The following is a 24,668-nucleotide window of genomic DNA, read 5'->3' as shown; positions in this document are numbered from 1 at the left end:
AAAAAAGTATTAATATTAATTTTTTCTTTTCTATACAAAATATTTTATAACATTTTTATATAAAAAATACAAAAAAATAATTTTAACTTTATATTTGATAATCATTTTTTTCAGCAATTAAATATATTAATAAGTAAGGAGTTGCTGTTATTGAGAAAAGTATCATGTCTTTTTTAAGCACTTTTGAATAATCAAAAGGTTTTAAATTTAATTTTGTTTGATGTCTATGTTTAAATATTTCACTAGCTAAATTTTGAGGTGTTTGTAATTCAATATCAACGGGAAATAGATTTGTAAATAGGTATGGATATGTTACATATTTAAGTTTAAGCAGACCAGATCAAAAAGGCCCTGAATCACCACCAGCATTTTGTGGTGAATAAACTTTTATGTATGCAATGAAATATGTAATTGTAAATACTATTGTTAAAAAATAAAAGATAAAAGATACTAAAAGAAATAAAGTTGTGTTTTTAATAAATATCATTGATAATGAAAAATATATTGATGCAATAGCAATTACATACAAAATAAAATTAGCAATCATTATTAAAAATCTTTTATAAATTTCATCATCGTGTTCTGAAAGAAGACAAATAGTTACAGAAATTGTTACAGGCACAAAAATTATTAAAATATTTATAAATTGAATTGTTAAAAATTTCATAATTATTAATTGTTTTTTAGAAACACCACTCATTAATCAAATAATAATTTTTCCCTCAAGTTCTTTTAAAAATAATTTGCTTGTAAAACATATTGAAGAAATTGAAATTATTATAAAACCAAACAATGCATAAAAATAATAACTAAGCTGTCCAAAAATAACAAATGAACTTTTTGAAAAACCATTTATTAAATAATGATATTTTTTTGTACCATCTTCATTATCTAAGTTTGGATCCTTAAAAAAGACGTCATGTGCATCTGAAAAAAGTGTTCAAAAATATAAAAGCAATGCAAAAAGCAAAGAAAATGAAATAATTAAAAAAATAATTAGTTTATAATTTAATTTTAAATGTCACTTAAAAAGTGTAAAAATTGTTTTTGAATTGCTAAACATGGGAAACCTCATCTTCGAATAACTTGTCAAATTCATTTGAAATTTCTTTATTATTTCCTTCAGTAACAAAAGTTTCTTTAATTAATTTTCCATGCTTCAAAAAACCTGCTCTATTACATAAGTTCGCAACCTCTTCAAAAATATGTGAGCATAAAATTATTGTTGTTCCATATAAGGAATTATGTTTTTTAACTATGTTAACAAATTTCTTTTGCATAACAGGGTCTAAACCACTACTTGGTTCATCCAAAATTAAAATTTTAGATTCTTGCATTAAAGCTGCAATTATAAAAGTTTTTTGTTTCATTCCACGAGACATTTTTGAAATTTTTGTATTTACATCTAATTCAAAATATTTTATCAATTGATCTACATATCTTTTTTTAACATTGCCATTTAATTCAGCAACAATTTTTAGATATTGTTTTGCCAAAAGGTTATCAAAGGTTGAAGTTTCTGCAGGAACATAGGCAATGTCGCGCAAAACTTTCTCAAAACCCTTTTTCTTAATTTGAATACCATTAACAATTATTTCACCAGCATCTGAATTTATAAAACCTAAAAATTGTCTTATTAATGTAGTCTTACCAGAACCATTTGGTCCAAGAATTCCATAAATTTCGCCTTTTTTTACATTAAAAGAAATATTAAAATTTCCTGAAGTAGGCGTGAATTTTTTAGTAATATTTTTAACCTCTATCATAAAAATCCCTTTATTTTTTTAATGCTTAGATAAAATTTAACTATGTTTTGCCAAGAATTATATTATTTTATATAGTCATATTATATTACAATTGAAAACAAAAAAGACTTAGTTAGTCTTTTTTGGTTAATTTAATTAATGATTTAACATATATTTCAAACATTTTTTCCAAATCACTTAGCGGTAAAAATTCATTAGGTGTATGCATTGTTGAATTTGTATTATCAAATTCAGCACCAAATGCCAATAAATTAGGCATAGATTTAGCAAATGTTCCCCCACCAATTGCAATTGGTTTAGCATTTTGATCACCAGTTACTTCTTTATAAACATCCATAATTTTTGTAACTATTTCACCATCAATTGGTTGATAAATTCTATTTTCAGTTTTAATTAATTTAAATTCAAATCCTTCTTTTGTAAGAATTTTTTTCATAGGTTCAACAATTGTATCTGTTGTATTTTTAACACAAGGAATTCTAAAATTTAAAGTAAATCTAGATGATTGTGAATCAATATTAATAATTCCATTACATCATGTTAATGTTCCAGTCTCATCTTGGGTTTCTCCAAAGAATTGTTTTAACTCATTATTACCTCAAAAGTTATTTGCAATAAAATTAACTAATTGGTGTTTAACACCAATTTGTGTTAATGCTCAACAAGTATAAGTTGAAGCGCATATTCCATATTGTGGTAAGCTTCCATGACTTGATTTTCCCTTAACAAATAACTTGCCATCTTTGATATAAGTTTTTAAATTATTTTTTTTATCATTATTTATAAATTCTTGTAATTTGTTTAATTGTGGTCCTACAAAACTAACTAGATCACAAACAACATTGTAAATTTCGCCACCTTTTAATTCAAAGTCTGCTTTTTCTTGAGAAACAATATCCATGTCGGCAATATATTTTTCAGCATAAACTACAGGAAAGTTTCCATCAGGTACATATCCGCGATCTACTAATCTCTCATTTTTAACATATGCTTCCATACATTCTCATGTAGTTTCTTCACTTGTTCCAAATATAAATCTAATTGTGTAGTCAAATTCAAAACCATGATCAATTAAACATTTAACTGCATATAAATTTATAATTGTTGGCCCTTTGTCATCAAACACACCACGACCAATTAGTTTGCCATCTTTTTCAATTACTTCAAATGGCGATGAATTTCATTCATTTAAGTCTCCTGGAGGAACAACATCTAAATGACATAAGATTCCGAACAGTTCTGGTTTATCACCAAAATCTGCATAACCATATCTTGCATCTTTTGCTTTAAAAGTTTTAAAGCCAAATGACTTAGCTAAATTCAAAGCATAATCTAAAGCTTGCTCAACCTCCTTATCAACTGGTGATCCTTTAGGACCTCTTTTATAACTTGAAATTGCCACTAAATTTTTAATTTCTTTTTTAATTTCGGGTAAGTATTTTTCCATTAATTCTTTTTTATCTATTTTCATTAGTATCTCCTTGAATTTCCTTTTATTTCTGATTCTTTTCCCAAAGCTTTAATTCTATCAATTAATCGATTAACTGGAACTAAATCATTTTTTCTCTTTGCCGATCATTTACTATTCAATTGTTCAATTGAATAATTCGATGAAAAATAAGTTAACAATTTATTTTCATATCTAAAACTTAATAATGGTAATAATATTTCATCTTTAAATCAATCAGTTTCTTGTTCACAACCTAAGTCATCTAAAAACAAAATATCAGCTTTATAACATTTATTTAAGTTTGATTTATTTTCATCTGAAGCAAATGAATCTTTAATACTTTTTGCAAGTCCGCCAATTGAAATAAAAGTAACTGTTTTTTCTTTTTTTAAATAATAAACTGCACATAGTTTTAACAAATAGGTTTTTCCAGCCCCTATAGAACCTCACAAATATATTCCTTTTTTATCTTTTGTTTCAATAAAGGTTTTTAAAAAATGTTTTCTTTGTTCATCAATATTTTTTTCTTGGTTTAATTTTTTAATATAGTGGGCAATATCAATTTCTTTAGTTATTAAATTGAATTCACTATATAAAACATATTTTTCAATTAAATGATAAGGGTTTTCAAATTCTCAATGCTTACATTTTTTTGAAACAATATAAAAGTTGCCGTTTTCAAATGTTAATCATTCTTGAATTCCAGGAATTATTTGCTTGCAGTTTACCAACGGTTCTTCTTTATCACAATATGTAAATGTTTTAATAAATCTTGTTAAAACGCGCATAACGGGAATTGAAGAAAGTTTTTCATCAGTTATGTTAAATTTTTTGATGCAATCTTGAACTGCAATATTTTTTTTAATGTCATTTAAATCCACCACTATTCACCATCCCAGTTTAACAACTCTTCATCACTTAATATTGGATTAGATTTATAGTTAACATTAGTTTTATCATATTCTAGCGGTTCTATATTTGCAAATACTTTAGTTTGACGTTTTTTGCCATTGTAAGCACCTTTTAAATGTGTCATTACATCTTCAAGAGTTGTAATATTTTTATCATTAATTGTTGTTGCTATTTTGTAAAGATAGTTAGGAACAACTTTTCCATCATTTTTATAATATGAGAATTCCATAATTGCATTAATTAATGAATCATCTAATAAAAAATTGTTTCGTAAATTAGCAATCATGTTTGTAATATCTTCTGATAAAGAATGCATTTTTAATAATAGTTTTGCATAATTTTCTGAATCTTCTGTACTTAACTCAACCATTTTTTTAGCTAATTTAGTTCTTTTTATTTCTGAATAAGATTTGTTATCACTTTCAATTTTATAATTGTTTTGATATTGAACACATAAATCATTAAATTTATTTTTATCAAATTTATTATTTTGATTTAGTTGTAATTCTTGAATAATTTTTATGTAATCATCATTGTCTAGAGTATAAACATCCATCGCTGATTTAATAACTTTTTTAACAACACCTTCATTAATAACATTTTCTAAATTATATTTAGTTGCAAGGATAAGTAAATCTTCATATTGTTTATTAAATATTTTGTTAAATTTTGATGGCTTAATATTTTTTTGTTCTGCAATTACATCACCAATTAAAGCATCAGAAAATATGTCAGCAAAGTTTTCTGTAGTATTTAAAAAATCATCTGGCTCTGTAAGGTTATCATTTCTAAAAATGAATTGATTAATTTCAAAATTATCATTACCCATTTTCTTGCACAAATAAGAACTATAAAGTTGATTATCAAAAAATTCACACTCATCAACTGGTGATAATAAATTAAAAATTATTTTATTAGTTTTAAAATTTCTTTTTGTTTCTATAAGATTCATAGCTTCAAGTTTTTTAACATTTTCGAAAAACTCTTCATTGTCTTTAAATGACAATAATTTAATTAATCTGTCCAACTTTAAATACACATTTGATTTAAACATTTTTATTAGATCCATTTCGTGAATCATAATTTTATATAGCGTTATTGCAGATGAACCAACAATTGGTTGATAAAGGTAAAGAAGAACTTTTTCATCAACATATTCAATTCTATTTTTTGCAGAAATTTTATATTCAAATGAATTCATTTTTCTTACTCCTTTGTACGACAAAGTTAAATATAAAATAAAATAAAACCAAGTCATTATGACTTGATTAATTTGTGCTCTTTGTTATTAAATTAACTTTTTGCAATATACAAAAGTACCATTAATAAAGGATTATTTAAAGTTATCCACATATTAAATTATTTTTGACACAATTCACAATAGTAGGTCCCTCGACCATTTACAGCAATTTTTTTTATTAGTGTTCCGCATGTAAAACATGGTTTGTTCACCCTTAAGTGAACTTTTAAAAATTGTTGATATCCACCTTTAGAATTTTCTTGTGAATGGAATGTCGAAATTGTAGTCCCGCCATATTTTATGGCCTTATTAAGTATCATTTGGGACTCATTTAGTATTGTCTTCATTTCTTCTTCAGAAATTGATTTACCTTCCCTAAAAGGCAATATTTTTGCAGCGAACAAAACTTCATTAACATATATATTTCCCAACCCGGCAATTATGGTTTGATCTAATAAAATAGTTTTAATATTTTTACTTGATTTTGATATTTTTTTATAAAATGGTGTAAAATTGTTTTCAATTTTATTTGCATCTGGTCCCAACTTATTTAAAGGAAGTTTTTGAAAATAATTATCTTTTTCTAGAAAATTTAGTGTTCCAAATTTACGAGTATCAAAATAAACTAGCATTGTTTTATCGTTAAAATAAAATATAAATTCTGCATGCTTGTTTATATTAATATTTAAATCATTGTAAAAATATCATTTACCTTCCATTCTCAAATGACTTATTAATACATATTTTTCAAATTCAAAAATTAAGTATTTAGCTTTTCGATTTACATTAATAATTTTTTTGTCTTTTAATTTATTATTTAATTCAATTTCAGTTGTGTCTTTTAGCAACTTGTTATAAATAACTTTAATTCTATCTATTGTTTTGTTTTTAACTTGATTTTCAAGTACTGCACGGACACTTTCAACTTCAGGCAATTCAGGCATAACTATTTTAGTTCAAATCAGTTTTTACCGCTTGAACTATTAACCTCCAATCTAACTTTTGGTTTATTATCTTTTTTAACTAATTGATAAAGATCTTCAAGAGCAGACTTCATAATAAAAGAAATTTTTTCTTTATAAAAATCTACTTTTTCAGAATCAACTTCAACAATTATTTCATCATGAATTTGACAAATAATTTTAACTTCATTTTTAAAATGTTTATAAATGTTATTCATTGCAATTTTTAATATATCAGCTGAGGTGCCTTGAATTGGAGCGTTTACTGCAACTCTTTCCCCAAAACTTTTAATCATGCGGTTAGAATTTTCTAATTCCGGAATTCAACGTTTTCTATTAGCAAGCGTTAAAACATATTTATGTGCTTTAGCATATTCTACAATTTCTTTTTTAAAGTTAAGAATATCTTCAAATGTTTTAAAGTAGTTATCAATGAACTCTTTAGCTTCTGCTTTTGTGATTTTTAAATCATTAGCCAAACCAAATTCACTTAAACCATATAAGATTCCAAAGTTAAAGATTTTCGCAATCCTTCTTTCATCAGAACTTATAGTGTCTTTTTTAAAAATTCTTTTTGCTGCTTCTTCATGAACATCTCTGTTTTGGTCAAAGATTTCAATTAATGTTTTTTCATTAGCAACTTCTGCTAAAATTCTTAATTCTATTTGTGAATAATCAAATGATATTAAAGTTTTTTCTTTAGGAGCGATAAATATTTTTCTAACTTCTTTTTGTTCATCATTTCTTATAGCAATATTTTGTAAGTTTGGATATGAAGAACTTAATCTTCCAGTATTAGTAAGGGCCTGATTAAAAATACTTCTAATACGAGAATCTGCTTCAATGTATTTTTCTAAACCAACTAAATATGTTGAATATAGTTTGGAAAACATTCTGTGTCTTAAAATATATCCAACAGCTTCATGTTTATCTTCTAAAAATTCTAGCGCATCTTTGTTTGTGCTTCCTTTAAACTTATCTGGTAATTTTAGTGTTTCATACAATAATTCTTTTAGTTGTTTTGGTGAAGATAAATTAAAATCTTCATCGATATTTTCTTTTAAGATATCTTTAATTTTATTTTCTAAATCAACTATTATTTCATGAGTCTGTTTTGTTTGCAATTCTAATTCTTTTTTGTTTACTAACACACCATTTTTTTCAATTTCTAGAAGAACAAAAGCAAAAGAAAATTCTAAGTTTTCATACAATTCAAATTGATCTTCATCTTTTAAATTTTTTATTATTTTATTTTCTAAGTTTAATATTGCTTCTGATCTTTGACACATAAATAATGCTTTAATATCATTTTCAATAAAATCTGTTTTTTTAACTCCTTTACCAAATGTTTCTTCAAAAGAAGTTAAAGAATATTTCGCATCTAAATAATTAATGTGTGTTTCAATAGTTGATTTAATGTTGGGATTCAAAACATAGCAAGCAAGCATCATATCATAAATAAAATTATCATAATTTATAACATAGTCTAATCTTTCTAAACAATAGATAGTTTTTTTTACATCATATGTTTTAAACTTTGCCATTTTTAAAAATTGCTGAAAATCTTGATCAATGTTTTGTTTATCTCAGTTAAATAAATTAACTTCTTCAGTCATTGAAGTATTTAAATTAATAAAAAAATTCCCCTTCTTATTTGAAATGGCAACCCCAATAATTTTTGCATTATGATAATTTTCATCAAGTGTTTCTAAATATATATAATTTTCAGGACAATTAAATTTTGTATCTCAATTTTTTAAAATTTGATACTTGATTTTTGTTTCAGGAATTTCATCAATCGGACAAAATTTTTTAATCAAACTAAACATTTCATATTTTTCAAAAAAATCTTTCATTTTAGAAAAATTAATTTTTAATTCTATATTTTGAAACTCTTTAATCGGTGTTTCTAAACATATTGTGGCAATTTCTTTTGACAAAAAAGCATTAGTTTTATCTGCAATTAATTTATCTTTTTGTGATCCTGAAATTGAATCAATATTCTTATAAATATTTTCAAGGGTTTTAAATTGGGTTAAAAGTTTTATGGCGCCCTTTTCTCCAATTCCACTAATTCCCTTAATATTGTCAGAGCTATCACCCCATATTCCTTTTAAGTCAATTATTTGTGCTGGAGTAATTTGATATTTATCATGTACTGCCTTAATATCAATTACCTTCATTGAAGATGTGCCAACTTGTGGACTAACAACTGTAATTCTGTCGTCAATTAATTGATACATATCTTTATCGCTTGAAAGAATTTCAATTTTATAATCTGTAATTTTCTTTTTAGCGATAGTCCCAATAATATCATCTGCTTCATAATTAACAAGTTCATAGTAAGGAATATTAGAAGCTGCTAAAAATTCTTTAACTATTGGAAATTGTGTAATTAAATCTTCAGGTGTTTTTGAACGGGTTCCTTTATAATCTTGTAGTTTATCATGTCTAAAAGTTTTTTTACCAATATCAAAAGCAACAATAACATTGTAATAATCATTTTTGTTAATTAAATTTAATAGCATATTAACAAATGAAAATGCGGCATTAGTCACAATATTTGATGAGGTCTTCATTTGATTCCCCCCATACATTGAACTGTGATATGCTCTAAACAATAATCCGTTTCCATCTACTAATAATATTTTTTTCATACTAATCCTTTAATCTTTTGATAATTTTAGTGACTACACCACTTTTTTGATCTTTATAAACTTGTTTTTTAAAACTTAATAAATAAACACCATTTTCTACAAGTTGATCTTTAATTTCTGTATAAACGCTTGTAAATATAGTTAAACTAATTTTTTCTGTTTCATCTTCAAAATCTATAAATGCCATTTCTTTATGATTTTTATCTAATTTAAAAGCACTTCTTTTTAGTGTTCCTAAAACATTATATTCAATATTATTGGTTTCACAATCTTTTATCTTAGATATTTTAATCTTATTCAGTTGTTCTTCTTTATTACGCAAATGAATTAGTGGATTTTCTGAAATAAAAAATCCAATATATTCTCTTTCATAATTCATTTTTGCAATCGTGTCATCTTTTTCGTGATCTTCAAGCAAAGTATTTTCTTTTAAATTACCAAGTGAAGCTAAATATAAAATATCTTCCATATTTTTCATTAAAAACTTGCGTGAGTATCCGAATTCATCAAATGTTCCTGAATAAACTAATGCTGAAAATGTTTCTTCATCCAAAATATTTTCACTTTGTAAAATAGTTATTACTGACTCAAAACTTTGAAAAGCATTTTTATCTTTTTCATATACTGACACTATTTGATTAATTTTATCTTCAGATACACCTTTAACAATTGATAATGGTGATTGTATTTTGTTACGTTTAATAACAAATAGTTTTGTTGGTGTTTTAATTGAAGGTGATACAATTTGCATATTTTGATTTTTAATTTCATTTACAAATTGTTCTGATTTATCAATATTTCTAATTAACGAGTTTAATTGGCCGCAGTAAAATTCTTGGGGGTAATTAGCTTTAAAATAAGCAAATCAATAACTTATTAAAGCATATGACATTGCGTGTGCTTTATTAAATCCATAGTTTGCAAAACTATATATAAAATCTCAAAGTTTTTGAGCTTTAAATAATTCAAAATTATTTTTTTGTAAATTTTGAAAAAACTCTTTTTTATATTTATCTAATAATGCAAAACTTTTTTTGGAAATTGCCCTTCTTATAATGTCTGCTTCATTTAATGAAAAGTTTGCTAGCTCACTAAAAATTTGCATAATTTGTTCTTGGAAAACAATGATTCCATAAGTTGGGTTTAAAATATGATCTAATCTTTTATCTATATTTTTAAATTTTTTTGATAATTTATTTTTTACATATAGAGGAATATTTTCTTGGGGTCCCGGTCTATAAAGTGCGGAAACAGAAGAAATTTCTTCTAAATTTCGCGGTTTAATTTCTAAAAGCGTTTTACGCATCCCTTCTGATTCAAATTGAAATATTCCTAGTGTTTTTGCAGAACATAACAAATCAAAAGTTTTTTTATCATTTAAATTAATTGATCTTAAATTAATTTTTTTGTTATATTGCTCTGTATATAAATTTATAATGTTTTTTAAAACTGTTAAATTACGCAACCCCAGAATATCAGTTTTTATAAGACCTAAATTTTCTAAATTAGTCATTGGAAATTGTGTCTGTTGAATATTTTGCGATGACAATTTGGTCGGAATAATTTTACTTAATTCAATGTCAGAAAAAACAACACCAGCCGCATGAGTTCCAGCTTGTCTAGGCAAACCAATTATATTTTTAATTACTTGAAATAAAGTCGTGTAGCGTGAATCATTTTCATATGCTTTAAATCTTTCTGATTCATTAAATGCTAATTCTAAATCTGTTACAGTTGCAGTTTTAATTGATTTAATAATTGCTGTAATTTCTGTTTCAGATATTTTTAATACCTTACCACAATCTCTAATTGCATTTTTAATTCCAATTGTTTGAAAAGTAGAAATTGTTGCAAATTTATCTTTGTATTTTTTACTTAAATAATTGATAATTTCTTCCCGACGATCATCTTGAAAATCAATATCAATATCTGGCATAGTATATCTTTTAGTATTTAAAAATCGTTCAAACATTAAATTGTATTTAATTGGATCTAATCATGTAATTCCTAAACAAAAAGACACTAAACTTCCTGCTGCAGAACCTCTTCCTGGTCCTACTAAAATTTTTTGTTCTTTAGCATATTTGATAAAATCTTGCACAATTAAAAAATAATCAACAAAATTCATTTGATCAATAATTGTGATTTCATAATCTAATCTTTCTAGATATTTATTAAGATTTAACTTGTTAATATCACAATATTTTTCAATTAAAGTTTTGCAAACTTTTTTCAAAATATCTAAAGAATTTTTATCATTTATTTTTAAAAAATGTTTTTCTTTATTTTCTAATAAATTAAAATTTGTTTTACTAATAATTGTTTTAATTGCATTATTGTGTTTTTTTAAATCAATATATTTTTTGACTTCTTCATCTGTAAAATAATGAAAATCATCTTCCACATTAAGTTTAGAGTAATTATTTTCAATTGATTTTAATATTTCAAATGAAAACTTATCATTTTTATTAAAATATTTAATTGGATTTGCAAAGATGACATTTTCTTTGTTTTTTAAAATTTCATAGTTTTGCTTATTAACTCCAAAAAACACTTCACAATTTTCTAATTTTAGAGAATTAAATTTCTCTAATTCCGCTTTTACTGAAGGACAAAAAACAATAATTAAATCTTTTAAAATTAAATTATTTATAACATCAACAAATTGAACTTCTTTTTTAAGTGCCATTTTTGAACTAACTATTGAAATGAACTCATAACCTGTTTTACTTTTTGCATACAAAATAATTTCAGAATTAAAAATTTTAAAACTAGCACCAATAACTGGTTTAATATTATTTTTAATACATTCATCTGTAAAAGTGTCTGCCCCATATAAAAAATTAACATCAGAATAAAATAAAACATCAAGCTTGTTTTCAACACCAAGTTTTATGTAGTTTTTAATTTTAATTAAAGAATCAAGAAAATTATATTCTGTTCTTACATTTATTAGGTTCACCATATTTATTTCCTTATGTAATTAATGTTTCACCATTAGACATTTTATTAATTGCATATACTACAAAAATAATAACAATGATTAATATTAAAATGTATAACGCTATTCAATAAAGATTGAAAAATCTTTTTTTCTTTTTCTTTTTGTTTTGATCCGAATCAAGTATTAACACAACATCTTCATCAATAATTGTTTTATTAATATTATAAGATTTTTCTATTTTGATATTTTCATCTTCAACTTCATTAACAACAAATGTTTTTTCTTTATTAGAAACATTTTTATCTACTTTTTTATTTTTGAAAACACCATATTCTTCTTTAGATTTTCTTTTCTTCATTTCATTCACCATCTTTTAAATAATATCGAGTAATACAATTGTTAATTACATATTCCACCATTTCTTCAATTATTAAACCTTCTTCTTGTATTAATGCTTGTTTTAATTTTGGTTTAATTACCGGTTTTTTAGGAACATACATTGAACACACATCATCAAATGGTAATATTGAAGTTTCATATGTATTAATTTGTTTAGCTATCTTAATTATTTCCTCTTTGTCAAAAGTAATCAATGGTCTAAGAATTATTTTTTCAGAAACTTCACTAATAACACTCATTGATTCAATTGTTTGACTAGCAACTTGACCAAGTGAATCACCTGTAATTATTGCTGATGCTCCAATTTTTTCACTTAGTTTATTTGCAATAATTAAAAAAACTCTCCTCATAATTGTTATACGATATGATTCATCTTTTATGTGCATTAATTCTTTTAAAATAGTTGAAAAGTCACATAAATAAAAACTTGAATTATTAGTGTTGTATTTTGCAATTGCTTTAATTAAATCAAATACCTTATCAACTGCTTCTTTAGTTGTGTGAGGTGGTGTCATAAAATGTAAGAAATCCACTTGTAGTCCTCTTTTTAATGATAGAAAACTTGCTACCGGCGAATCAATACCCCCGCTTATTAAAGAGATAGCTTTACCACCGGTTCCAACTGGTAAACCTTTTACACAATCATGTTTTTCACTAAAGACATAAGCTTTTTTTTGTTTAATTAAAACTTGAATTTCAACTTCTGGATTTTTAACATCTACCTTTAAATTATCATATTTTTGTAAAATGTTTTTTGCTAAGTCCAATTTAAATTCGTCTGATTTTATAGGAAATGTTTTATCTTTTCTAACAACATTAACTTTAAAGGTTCTGTTTTTAATTATTTTTGCACTTTCAACTACAGTATCAATAATTTTTTCAGTATTAGAATAACTAATTTTTTCTGCAATTGAATAAGAATAGATTCCAAAAATATTTTTAACAATGTTACAAATTACTTCAATTTTAGATTCATCAATCATTTCAAGTTCTAAACTGTTGTGATCTTTTATATAAGTTAATGATTCTTTATAAGGTTTTAGTTTAAACTTTATATTTTTAATAAGTTGATCAATAAAAATGTCTCTGTTATTCCCTTTTAAAGTTAATTCTCCATATCTAATTAAAATTGTTTTCATAATTACCTATTTTCTAAGTTGTTTTAATATTGTTAATAGGTTACCCATTAATAAATCCATCTCTTTTTTTCTATACATATTTTCAAGTGTTATTAAATCCTTTTCTACTGTAGGATTTTGAATTGCGATTTTTTCTAAATACACCAAAATTTCTTGGGCAATAAAATCATAAAAAATTGCGTCTTTAATAGAAGCAAATAATTCTCAACCTCTATTGTGTAATTCTTCAATATCTTTTTCAATATCTTTTCTATATTGTTGATTTTCAAATTTATCTTGATTATCTTTAATATACTTTTCTAATTCTTCAATAAACTCATTAATTTTTGGTTCGAAGGCGCTTAGTTGAGAAATTGTTTTGTTTTGTTTTATTAAAGATTGTGATTGTAAAATAATAGCTTTTATAAAAACTATTGCATTATTTACTTTCTCTTTATTTGTTAATGAGTTTTTAACCTTTTTAGCTGATTTCTCAAAATTATCCATTTCATTAATGATTACTTCAAGATTTAGTAATAATCTTTTCTTGAAGTCTTTGATGTCGATTTCTAATCCATTTTTTCGATTAACATCTCAATTTGAAAAGATAATATCTAATTTAGTTTTTGCTTTTGTGAACTCTGCTTTAGCGCGATCAAATTCAATTTTTTCTTTTGTTGGATATTTTGAAAGTGATTCCACATTTCTAAATGCCCTTTCAATCATTAATGAAGAAGTAAATAAACTGTCAATTAGTTTTCTAATTCCGTCAATATTATAAATTACATAGTCTTTTAATTTGTCTTCACCAACAATTTCATCATTAAAACTTTGAATGGATTTTAAAATAATTTTTAAATTTTTTTGGGCTTTTTTAAATTGTGCATTTTTCAAATTTTCATTAATTTGGTTTGTTAACATATTAACTTTTTCTTCAAGTTGTAAAAAAGTTTTGGCGTTTTTAGATAAGTTGCGTTTTAAAGAGTTTGCAGACATATATTGTTTTTTTAATTTTTCCATTCTTGGAGGAACAGTATTTTTTAATGTCGAAACTATTCGTGGAATTGAATCTAACATTTCAATCATAAAGATTAATGCTTGTTTTATTGAACCAAGAATTGCAACTGAGTTTTCATATTTCCCAAGTGCTAATTCATTATAAAAAGATTCAAACAATTGTTCAATGTTTGATAATGTATTAAAAAGTTTTGCTTCATCAACATAGTTGTGTGCCATGATAAACATGTTTGTTTCTGTTTTAATTTTTTCAAACATTTCTTTATAAGAAGTAATTGAGTCCCTTTGAATATCCTCTACTTCAAGCACATTGTTTATTTCATTTAACATATGAAATAATTTTTCATAAATTTCTTTTATTTCATTATTTATTTTTTTAATTTTTCTAATATTTTTAGGAGTTGGTATTAATCAATTTTTAGAAGTAACGAATTTATAAAATGAATAATAAACTTCCTTCAAACGTAATTCCACATAATGCTCATAATTTGTTCGTCAAATTTGTAATTCACCAAAAAGTGTATTTGTATTTTTATTAATTTCAGCAATTCTTTTTAATTTATATTTAACTTGATTTTTTTTAATAATGTTAATTAAATCTAATGTTTTAGCATATGTTTGAATGATATATTTATATCCAAATAAAAACAATAAATAACCAAACACTAAAAAAACAACTATTATTGTAAGTGTTAATCAGATAACTTTATCGCTAGTATTTAAAAATTTTTCACCCATTAATAATTGCAAAATACACCTCTTATTATTAATAAATTATAACATAGCAATTATTAAAGAATATTTTATAAACATAATAATTTGTTATATAATAATAAGGTTAAATTTTGATATTCTGCGTTCAAACATATTGAGGTACTTAGTTAACAAAATTATGTTGTAACCTTTGCAGATTTAAGGTGAATGTTACACTTCCCTCAATAGGGTTGGATATCTTAAAATTTGATGATAATTATAAAGGAGAAAAATATATGTCAAGATTTACTGGATCTTCATTCAAAAAAGCTAGACGTTATGGTTTTTCAATAAGAGAAGATGGTAAAGAATTTTCTAAAGGTAAAAAAAGAGTAACTGCTCCTGGTCAACACGGAGCTAAAAGAGTTAAACTTTCTGAATATGGTCAACAATTACAAGAAAAACAAAAATTGAAATTTATGTATGGACTAACAGAAAGACAATTTAGAAACACTTACATTAAAGCAAAAAAAATGCAAGGTGTTACTGGTGTTAACTTTATGCAAAGATTAGAAAGCCGTTTAGATAATATTGTTTATCGTATGGGTTTATCATTAACTAGACAAGGTGCAAGACAATTAGTGTCACACGGTCACATTTTAGTTAATGGTAGAAAATTAGATGTTCCTTCACACATTTTAAGTGTTGGGGACAAAATTGAAGTTAAAGAAAAAATCAAAAAAAATGTAAAAATTCAAGAAGCTTTAAAAGCTAATGTTTCTACATTAGGGTTTGTTAAATTTGACAAAACTAAACTAGAAGGAGTTTTTAAAGAATTACCTAAAAGAGAAGAACTTAACCAAGAAATTAATGAATCACTTATTGTTGAATGATACAACCGTCTTATTAAATAAGAAAAAATGAACTTTAAAAGTTCATTTTTTTATTGCTGTGTAATTTTTTCAATTCTATAAGTTCCATTATCATTTTTTGCAATTCAAACTTTATATTGTTCATTAGGGAAAACATTACTTGTTTTTCAATACATTTTAAAATAGAAATGTGATTCAGTTGAAGATCCATTTTTAAATTGTTGAGAGAAAGATTTATTATTTTCAATCATTCAATTTTTTTTGTCTACATAACTTTCAAAATATTTTTCATTTAATTCTTTTTCTGATTTTTTAAAATAATTATCAAACAAATCTTGGAATATATCTAAAACTCCACCACACATAAATGCTTGATTCTGTGCAAGTTCCATAACAATATTTTGATCATTAACATCTTTTCCACCAAAAACCGTTCCTAGTGTATCTATTAATGAATTTTTATATAAATAATCATTGTCTTTTGTGGCATCTGTTTTATATAAATCTTTACCCAGAATTGTGTCAAAAATATTATTATGGGTAATTATTGAATAATCATTATAATTTCTTCAACCGCCATCTTTTGGTCCGGACCCCTCATTCGGTCCTTTACCATCTTCGCTAAAGAAATATTTTGCATTTGGATAATCAAATTCTTTTTGTCATCTAGCTTCATTTAACATAATATTATTATTTAATATTTCAATACCCTTAAGTACTGTTACATTTATACCTTTGCCTGACTGAACATCATCATTTTGTGCTTTTGTAAGATTTCCTCCGAATGATGGATTTTGATTAGCATCCCCATCTCTTGTATTTCTAATATTTTTAAATCAACAAGTTTTTTGAGTAAATAAATTAAGCAATAGAGATAAGGCGCTTAAACTAAGAGTTGGTACAACTTTATAAGTTTTTCCCTTAATTAGTTTGGTTGATGTTTTAAATCTATTGGACAAAATTTCAAAAATAGAGCTTAAGGATTCATTTTTGAATGTATAAAAGTTTTTTAGTATATCATTTTTTGCAAAAACACCATCATCTAATAAGTTTAATAATTTAGCATTAAACAATTCTTTCAATCCAATTGAAAATTTATCATCAATTTGAATACCAACATATAAGATTGATCATAATGATCTAATTATTCCATTTATATCAGCATTTCAATCAGCTAGTTTATCAACATAGTTTTGTAAAATATCTCTAATTTTAGATCTGGCCCCATCTAAAACAAATCTTCCCAAACGACCTAAGATAACTGGCAATAAACCTTTTATTGTTTTAATTGTATCTTTAAAACTTGGACTAGCATTCTTGGCAAGCAAGTCCAAAATATTATAGAGTATATTTTTTCCTGTATCGTTGCTCATTGCGGCCATTAAGTTAATAAGATATGAAAAAATATCATCTTTTTTTTGTGGATCTTTGGTTGCAATTATTTCATCCAATATACTTTGAATCAATTCTTCACCTTTGTCTGTTGGAGATAATAATTCAATTATAATTTTAGGTAATTTATCTACAGTTTTAATGATAAATGTATTTATTGCTGGTTCAATTTTTTTTGCATCATCAGTATTTTTAAATTCATCACTTGCAAATCCTACAACTAATTTACCAATATTTACTTTTTCTAATAATTTATTTAAAATTGGATTTAAAACCTCAACTAATATTTCAGATAAACTTGGTGAATATAATAATGCTTGAACTGCTGTGAAATTATCAATACCAGCACCATCTTTAGGATTAGATTTAAAGATTCCTGATAATAATTGAAATAGTTTTTCACCATTTATTTGATTATTTTTTAATTCAGGTATATCACTGACTAATTTAGTGTTTCAATATCCTAATAATCCAATTATTTTTACATCATCATTTTCTTTTGCTTTTAAATAGTCATCATAGTAGTTGTAAGCAACAGTTAAATTAAATGTGATGTATTTAATAATACTAGTAATTAACTTAGCAATGTCTGCTAATTTATCTTCATTACCATCACCTAGCAATCCCTCTTTGTTAAGTGAAATTAAATTTTTTATAATTGAAGAAATTTGTGTATGTTGGGGATTTAATTTTATTTCATCTGCTAATTTATTTTCATAATCAAATAATGTTAATTTTTGATTTTCAGGACTAATTGGTTTTAAAGCATCTTTCATTGGTTCAATAATTGGTTTTTCAATTCCTTGTAAAAATTCATCAATTTTTCCAAATGTAGATAATTTTTTAACACCATCTTTTTTTGAAGCTTCATTTGGATCTTTATTTAAATCAGAAAGACTTGATAAAGTATCCAATAAAAATTTATTTAACATTCCTAATGACTCTTGTTTAACACCATTTTGTAAAAAACCATAAACTATTCCAAAGTATTTAGAAATAGTTTGTTGTAAGTCTGATTTGGGTGTTAAACCACCATCATTGGTTTTAATTCCCTCGTTAGTGCCTTGATCATTATTATAAGTATAGTTTGCATCACCAAACATCATTTGAAACAAACTACTCATTTTTGTGTTAGATGTTTGATTTGTGGTGAAATCTTTGCCAAGTTCATCTTTGACATTTTTTTCACCCATTGATTTAACAATATATTTTTGATCTAGGTGATCATCTAAAGCTAATTTTGTTTTAGAATTTATAATTGCTGCTTTGGCACTATAACTTGCAATTTTAACAAACTTATACATTTTGTTTTCAACTTCATTTGCCCCACAGCTAACAAGTGATGAAAAAGAAAACACTAATATTAAAATTGATAGTAATGATAAATAAATTTTTTTAAACATATTAATGTCTCCTTTTTTTATTCGCTAAATGTATCCTTTAAAGATTCATATGGTAATTTTTTCAATAGTTTTAATACAACAATTAATGTTGATGAAAATCATGTACTCATAATTAAGATAAATGTAATCAATGGTATTAGTGGTGATATTGCAAATGGAACCACTATTCCGTTGTGAGTTAGAATTGCTATTATAGAGTTCGAGACGACCATCATAAATAGATAACCTATTATTATTCCTATGAACGCAATTATTCCAGGAATTGTCATTGTATATAATGATATTTGTCGTTTTGAATATCCAAATGATTTAAGTGTAACAATAAAGTGTTTATATTTTGTAATATAAATATCTGAATTTGTTATCAATGTTATTACTAATATTATAAACAATATAGCAATGAATATTAAACTTATTGACAGTATTATCATTGATGCTTTTGTAAATAAGTCTTTTTTGATTGAGAACATATCAATATTTTTCATTCCTGTATCATATTGTCCGAAGTCATCATAAACAGATAAAGCTCCATCTCTTTGTGTTTTTTCAATAGATACACCAGTTGATATTCCAACAGGTTCTTCTATGTTTGAATATATTGAATTGTTATACATGTTGGTTGCATTTTTAAATGAATCAAACCCATTTACGGTTGTATATTTTTTAATTAGTTTTGTTCCATCATCTTTATTTTCCACGTATGGTTTAAACACATTTTCTTTATATAAATTGTAATTATATTTATTGTTTGTGACAGGTTGATCAGAATCTAATAAATTAGAATTAAATTGAACTTCTTTGGCATTAGATGCACCAATTAAAGTATTTATTAAGTCAATATTTGAAAGTATTGTGTCCCCATTGTATGTATCTAGAATTCCTTTTACTTTAAAGTTAACATTAATATTTTTGATATTTTCACTTTCAGTATTTTTGAATTTTACAAACCCGCTATTTACATCGTTTAGCATTTCTCTTAATCAATAGTATTGAGCTTGAGGAATCATTACTTTTAATTCTTCACCCTCTCCACCATTTCCCGGTAAACCAATTGAAGGTCTTATATCATATGGTCTTATTGCAAATCAATTTTTTGAATTTGAGTCATTTAATTCTTTATAATCTTCGGGTGTTAATTTATATTTTCATCCTTGTTTAACATCATCAGGAACTTCATTTCCACTTACTAAAATACTTGAATTATCATCTAAAGTTCAACCTATTTCTTTAAGTTTATCTTTATCATAATAAAGGTTGTTTCTTGGGTTAATAAATCTATTTAATTCTTTTTGTTCTGCATCATTTGAAAATATTGACTTAGGAATAAATAATTTAACATTTTGTCATTGATAATAAGGTCTTAAATATGATGATTCAATTTCTTTATTTCCATTTTTTTCATTATATTTGTAAGAAAAATTTCCAAACATATATGAATTATTTAATAATTCGGTTTGTGCATCTGTTTTAACTTGATCAATTGGTTGATCAAATTCTTTTTTGTAAGTAAATTTATTTGGATCTATATTAAATGCATCTAAATAAGTTCTTTTATTTGTTTGATTATATCCATTAAGTGAATTTTTAAAAATATTTTCTAGACCTTTAACTGTTTTTTTTGCATATGTTGTATTTGCAAAATCAGTATCATCATATTTTCAAGCAGTTTTAGGAATGATTAAATCATTGTATTTTGAAGTACTCATTACCAAATTGTTAGAATTAAACTTAACTTTTTGAATTTCATGACCTTCATTTAAATTATTTAATATTTGCAATTTTTTATTTACAATAATTGGTAATTCTAATGTATTAGTTCCACTATTATAAATACCTTGATTGTTAAGATCATCAAGTTCTTTGCTTGATAATTTAAATCCATTATAAAGTTTATGAATTTCATCAATAGTCTTGTCACTATAAAATAATCTCTTTTTAACACGAGAATCAATTCCAAAAGAATTATTTGTTTTTGAAATACCTATAACATCTGATGATAAGTTTTGTCCATTAAAACTTGAAGTTGTTGCAGCAGTTTCTTTTCCGGCAACTAAATTCTCGGTTTGCAATCCCATACTTGTAATATCTTGTCTGTCTTTTTTTTCAATATATTGTTTTATATAAGGTGGAGCTTTTGTGGTGAAAGTTAATAGTAATTGTTTTTTTCAATCATCTCCTGGTTGGAATGATAAGTTCGGAATGGTTGCAATCGAGAACACATTTGGTAACATTGTTGAAATAGTAGAAACTATTTTAGAGGCGTTCTCTACTCTGATTTTTTCATATTCTGCATCTGAGACACCCTTGTTATCACCTAGCAATGAAGCATTATTAAAACAATCTGTTATTCATTGATCAAATATTCCTACAGAAATACCTTTTCCAGTTGGATTTAAAAGATTATATATAACTGAACCCAACATTAAATTAAATAATTTACCAGGATCATTAATAATTGTTTTACTTAATGGATTTGTTGTTCCGTTGTTATAGACAAATAATGGTAAAAATTTAGAGTTTGCTACTGAACTTGAAAATCCATCTGATGAATTATAGATGTATGATTCATTTCCACCCTTACCATCAAAAACTTGGTTAACCTTAATTCTTTCATTTGATAATTGATCAGGACCTTTTCATAAATTAATATTTTTTTGTGCCAACGGTGAGTTAACCGCTCCATCTCTTAATGTATATTGATTTTTATATTTACTATTTTTAAAGTAGTTATTTTGAATTTTCAAGTTTAAAGAAGGTATTGTAATAATTAATGAAACTATAAATGAAGAAAATATCATTATTGAAAAGAATATTCCTAGCAATTTTTTTTCAGAAGATAATAAATCAATTGATATTTTTTTATTAAATGAAGATTTACTAAAGAATTTATTTTTAACTCAAATAAATGATTTAATTTTTTTTGAACTAGCTTCTGAATTTAATAAAGTTAAATAAGGTCTTTTAATAATTAACACGGCAATAACAACTGGAATAAAAATTCCAATAAAAATGAATAATATAAATATTACTAAAAATAATCCCAAAAAACCAAATTGATAAGATTCTGTATTAAATGAAAGATAATTTTTAAATAACCCTGTAAAAAAGTTTTGCAAAAAGAAACCACTTATAGTTCCAAATGGAATAGAAATTAACAAGATTGGTAGTGAATATCAAACATATTGAAATGAAATAATCAGTGAACTAACACCTTGTGCTTTTAAAATTGCTATAGTTTTGGCATTTTGTTTAATTAATCTTGAAACTGTTATATAAACAATTGAAATTATTAATACAATAATCACAATAGTAATAAATACTAGTAAGTATTTCATTAATTTATAAACAGTTTCATAAACAGATCAATTCAAACCAAAATTTGAATCTTTAAATTTGCTTGGTTTTTGAACCGAGCTAAATGAATCTGAAAAATCATTTTTATTAATGTTATTTAGTATTGTTTGAGACTGTTCGAGATTATCTCCTAATCTTTCATAAAATTTATTAACATCTTTTTGATTATTTGCATAAACAAAGAAATTAACAATAGATTGTATTTGACCTTCAATTCCTTCAGTGTATTTTAATAAAGATTCAATACCCGAATTATTTAAATATCCAATCATTCCTTTTGTTGGTGAAGGAATTGGCATAGTTGAAGATGAACTAGGAAAAAAAGTATAAGTATCTGTTAAAAATCCACTAACAACATATGAAGCATTACCTATATTAATTATATTTCCAACTTTAATGTTATTATTATTTGCAAATTGATAGTTTATGCCAATTTCATTGTCCCCAACAGGCATTGAACCAGATAGTAATGTTGTTGTAATTTTATTTGATTGCTTTGATTCATCTAAATTAATTAGTCTAAATTCCCTTTGTTCACTTGCATCAGAATAAAATAGCTCTGTTCTTTTTTTAATTTCAACATTGCTTATATATGAGGATAAAAGTGTATGTGAATAATATTCATTAGTTAACGCAATATCACTTACCCCATTTCAAACATCTGCATTACTTTGAATAATAAGTGGGTTTACTGAATTTGCATACTTATAATTAAATCCTAAAAAGTTTTGCCCATATAAACCAATATCTGTAACATTATTAAATTTATTAAATACTTCAGAATAGTGTTTTATTTTATTTGGAAAATGTAAGTTTTTAGATACTTCACTATTTGAATAACCTTGTAGTTCATCTACATTATTAACAAAGTAACATTGTTTGTCTTTTGAGTTAAAGTATATTGGATTTAAATGTCCACGATAACCTTTATTTAAAATTAAATCTTCTTCTGTTTTGCCTTTGGCGTCACCAAGATACCATGATATATTTTTATTTTTATCTTCAACATCAATATTATATTGATTTTCTTCTTTTTTATCAGAGATATATTCATAATCGCGCTTTAAATTAATTGTGGATTCTGCATCAACAATAATTAATTTATCTTTAAATTTAGAATCATTAAATTCTTTGTATAAATTATCATATGAATTAATTTTTTCCCCAAATAAAAATTGAAATGTGTAATAAGGAACATTGACTGCAAATGGTGATCAAAACAATTTTTTAATATCTGTAATTTCTGGGATACTTGATAAATCACTAGCACCGGTTTTACCATAATCTGAAGTTTCTTTCATTTTGCTAATATCTGGATATATATATTTTTGAAAATCGAATGTTCTATTTGCCAATCATTCTACATAACTCTGAATAGAATAATATATGTATTTATACATTCTTAAATTTTTTTCTGTTACATTATTACTAATAAAATTACTATTTGCATCAAAATGGTCTGCTCAGTTTATAAATTTATTATTTTTAAATGCTAAATTATTAAATCAATCAGGATTTAATTTTGTAAATTCAGCAATATTTGAGTGATCGCTATCTAAATTATCATTTTTTAAATGTGTAAATAAATTTTTTGCAAAAATATCTAAAAAGATATCAATTATGTTTGAATTGCTGCCTTTATAATTATTAAATAAAAAATCTTCCAACGGATTTTTGTTTGTTGGGGCTTCTAGGTGATCTATTTTATTTATGTTATCTATTGTTTTTAAATCATCAGAATATCAAAAGATACCGTTTGTCAATTTTTTAGTTTGATGAGTTGTATTTGTACTTTTAATATCAAGATTTGCAAAAATACCATCATAACCTAAAAGCTCTCTATTTTCACCAAAATATCACTCGTCTGAATTTAAAAGATCTTTTATTTGTTTTTCTTGTAAATCAAATGGTTTGTCAATTATATATTTATCTGCTTTTTTTTCTGTTGGAATTAAATAAAATTTCAAACCTTTATGTAAATCATTGTAATTACATCATTGTATTGAATCTCCACCAGCTGCTAATCTATTTATATTTTTTACTTGATTTAAAAATGGAAACATTAACTGGAATTCATTTCCTTCAATTGTTTTATTAATGAAATCAACATTATGATAGTCAAAGTCAAATGAATTCATTTTTACATATTTGTCTTTTATATCTTCATTACTTAAATCATGATATGTATATTCTTTTGTGTAAGAGTTAGGATCAACTAAATCCATCAATGGATAAAAAACGTCATCTTTATTTTGGTTAAGAACTGAGTCTTTACTATAAACAGAATTAAATTTTTCATGTTTACCAACAGTTTGATTAAAATCATTACTGATTTTTTTAATAGTTGTAAATGATAAATTCATAATTAAAGATAGTAAAAAAGTTAAAATCACTATAAAGACAATTCCTTTATGTGATTTAAACATTGTTTTAAATCCATTTTTTAAAAGTAGTTTGTAAGATTTCATTTAAATCCTTCTTTATAAGAT

The 24,668-nt window shown here is 24.5% G+C and carries 14 protein-coding genes; 1 reads left to right on the top strand and 13 read right to left on the bottom strand.

The window, feature by feature from the left end; all coding sequences use genetic code 4:
• Positions 1–88: 88 nt before the first annotated feature.
• The 11 genes from AACL01_RS00880 to AACL01_RS00830 all read right to left on the bottom strand — a co-directional run bounded on the left by AACL01_RS00880 (position 89) and on the right by AACL01_RS00830 (position 15,215).
• Positions 89–1,063 (bottom strand): hypothetical protein, encoded by a 975-nt coding sequence (locus AACL01_RS00880; RefSeq protein ID WP_339023004.1) that lies wholly within the window; start codon positions 1,061–1,063, stop codon positions 89–91.
• Positions 1,056–1,766, bottom strand: coding sequence for an ABC transporter ATP-binding protein (locus tag AACL01_RS00875; RefSeq protein WP_339023002.1), 711 nt, complete (start codon positions 1,764–1,766; stop codon positions 1,056–1,058). The genes AACL01_RS00880 and AACL01_RS00875 overlap by 8 nt, the downstream gene beginning before the upstream one ends.
• Before the next feature lie 112 nt (positions 1,767–1,878).
• Positions 1,879–3,237: a Sapep family Mn(2+)-dependent dipeptidase gene (locus AACL01_RS00870; protein WP_339023001.1), complete on the bottom strand. Its 1,359-nt coding sequence runs from the start codon at positions 3,235–3,237 to the stop codon at positions 1,879–1,881.
• Complete coding sequence (locus AACL01_RS00865) at positions 3,237–4,100, bottom strand: ATP-binding protein (protein WP_339022999.1); 864 nt, start codon at positions 4,098–4,100, stop codon at positions 3,237–3,239. Before AACL01_RS00865 ends, AACL01_RS00870 begins: the two co-directional genes overlap by 1 nt.
• Positions 4,100–5,329 carry a DnaD domain protein gene (locus tag AACL01_RS00860; RefSeq protein WP_339022997.1) on the bottom strand — a complete coding sequence of 410 codons (1,230 nt, stop codon included), beginning with the start codon at positions 5,327–5,329 and terminating at the stop codon, positions 4,100–4,102. The genes AACL01_RS00865 and AACL01_RS00860 overlap by 1 nt, the downstream gene beginning before the upstream one ends.
• Before the next feature lie 158 nt (positions 5,330–5,487).
• Positions 5,488–6,312, bottom strand: coding sequence for a DNA-formamidopyrimidine glycosylase (gene mutM, locus AACL01_RS00855; protein WP_339022996.1), 825 nt, complete (start codon positions 6,310–6,312; stop codon positions 5,488–5,490).
• 2 nt (positions 6,313–6,314) lie between these two features.
• On the bottom strand, positions 6,315–8,987 hold the full coding sequence (gene polA, locus AACL01_RS00850; protein WP_339022994.1) for a DNA polymerase I: 2,673 nt from the start codon (positions 8,985–8,987) through the stop codon (positions 6,315–6,317).
• 1 nt (position 8,988) lies between these two features.
• Positions 8,989–11,952, bottom strand: coding sequence for a DNA polymerase III subunit alpha (dnaE, locus tag AACL01_RS00845; protein WP_339022993.1), 2,964 nt, complete (start codon positions 11,950–11,952; stop codon positions 8,989–8,991).
• A 10-nt stretch (positions 11,953–11,962) separates the two neighbouring features.
• On the bottom strand, positions 11,963–12,289 hold the full coding sequence (locus AACL01_RS00840; RefSeq protein WP_339022992.1) for a hypothetical protein: 327 nt from the start codon (positions 12,287–12,289) through the stop codon (positions 11,963–11,965).
• Positions 12,270–13,469, bottom strand: coding sequence for a tRNA uracil 4-sulfurtransferase ThiI (gene thiI / locus AACL01_RS00835; protein ID WP_339022990.1), 1,200 nt, complete (start codon positions 13,467–13,469; stop codon positions 12,270–12,272). The genes AACL01_RS00840 and thiI overlap by 20 nt, the downstream gene beginning before the upstream one ends.
• Positions 13,470–13,475: 6 nt before the next feature.
• Complete coding sequence (locus AACL01_RS00830; RefSeq protein WP_339022989.1) at positions 13,476–15,215, bottom strand: septation ring formation regulator EzrA; 1,740 nt, start codon at positions 15,213–15,215, stop codon at positions 13,476–13,478.
• Between the two features lie 239 nt (positions 15,216–15,454).
• Between AACL01_RS00830 and rpsD the strand changes: the two genes are divergently transcribed.
• Positions 15,455–16,072: a 30S ribosomal protein S4 gene (rpsD, locus tag AACL01_RS00825; RefSeq protein ID WP_339022987.1), complete on the top strand. Its 618-nt coding sequence runs from the start codon at positions 15,455–15,457 to the stop codon at positions 16,070–16,072.
• 29 nt (positions 16,073–16,101) lie between these two features.
• On the opposite strand, the gene AACL01_RS00820 is transcribed toward rpsD, so the two are convergent.
• Together AACL01_RS00820 and AACL01_RS00815 are read right to left on the bottom strand one after the other, a co-directional pair.
• The gene (locus AACL01_RS00820) at positions 16,102–18,825 is read right to left on the bottom strand and encodes a hypothetical protein (RefSeq protein WP_339022986.1); all 2,724 of its coding nucleotides are present in this window, start codon (positions 18,823–18,825) and stop codon (positions 16,102–16,104) included.
• Positions 18,826–18,842: 17 nt separating this feature from the next.
• Positions 18,843–24,647 carry an ABC transporter permease gene (locus AACL01_RS00815; protein WP_339022985.1) on the bottom strand — a complete coding sequence of 1,935 codons (5,805 nt, stop codon included), beginning with the start codon at positions 24,645–24,647 and terminating at the stop codon, positions 18,843–18,845.
• Positions 24,648–24,668 lie beyond the last annotated feature (21 nt).

The organism is Spiroplasma endosymbiont of Crioceris asparagi, from assembly GCF_964020035.1.
Lineage (GTDB): Bacteria > Bacillota_I > Bacilli_A > Mycoplasmatales > Mycoplasmataceae > TIUS-1.
This window is presented reverse-complemented; position numbering and strand designations above follow the sequence as displayed.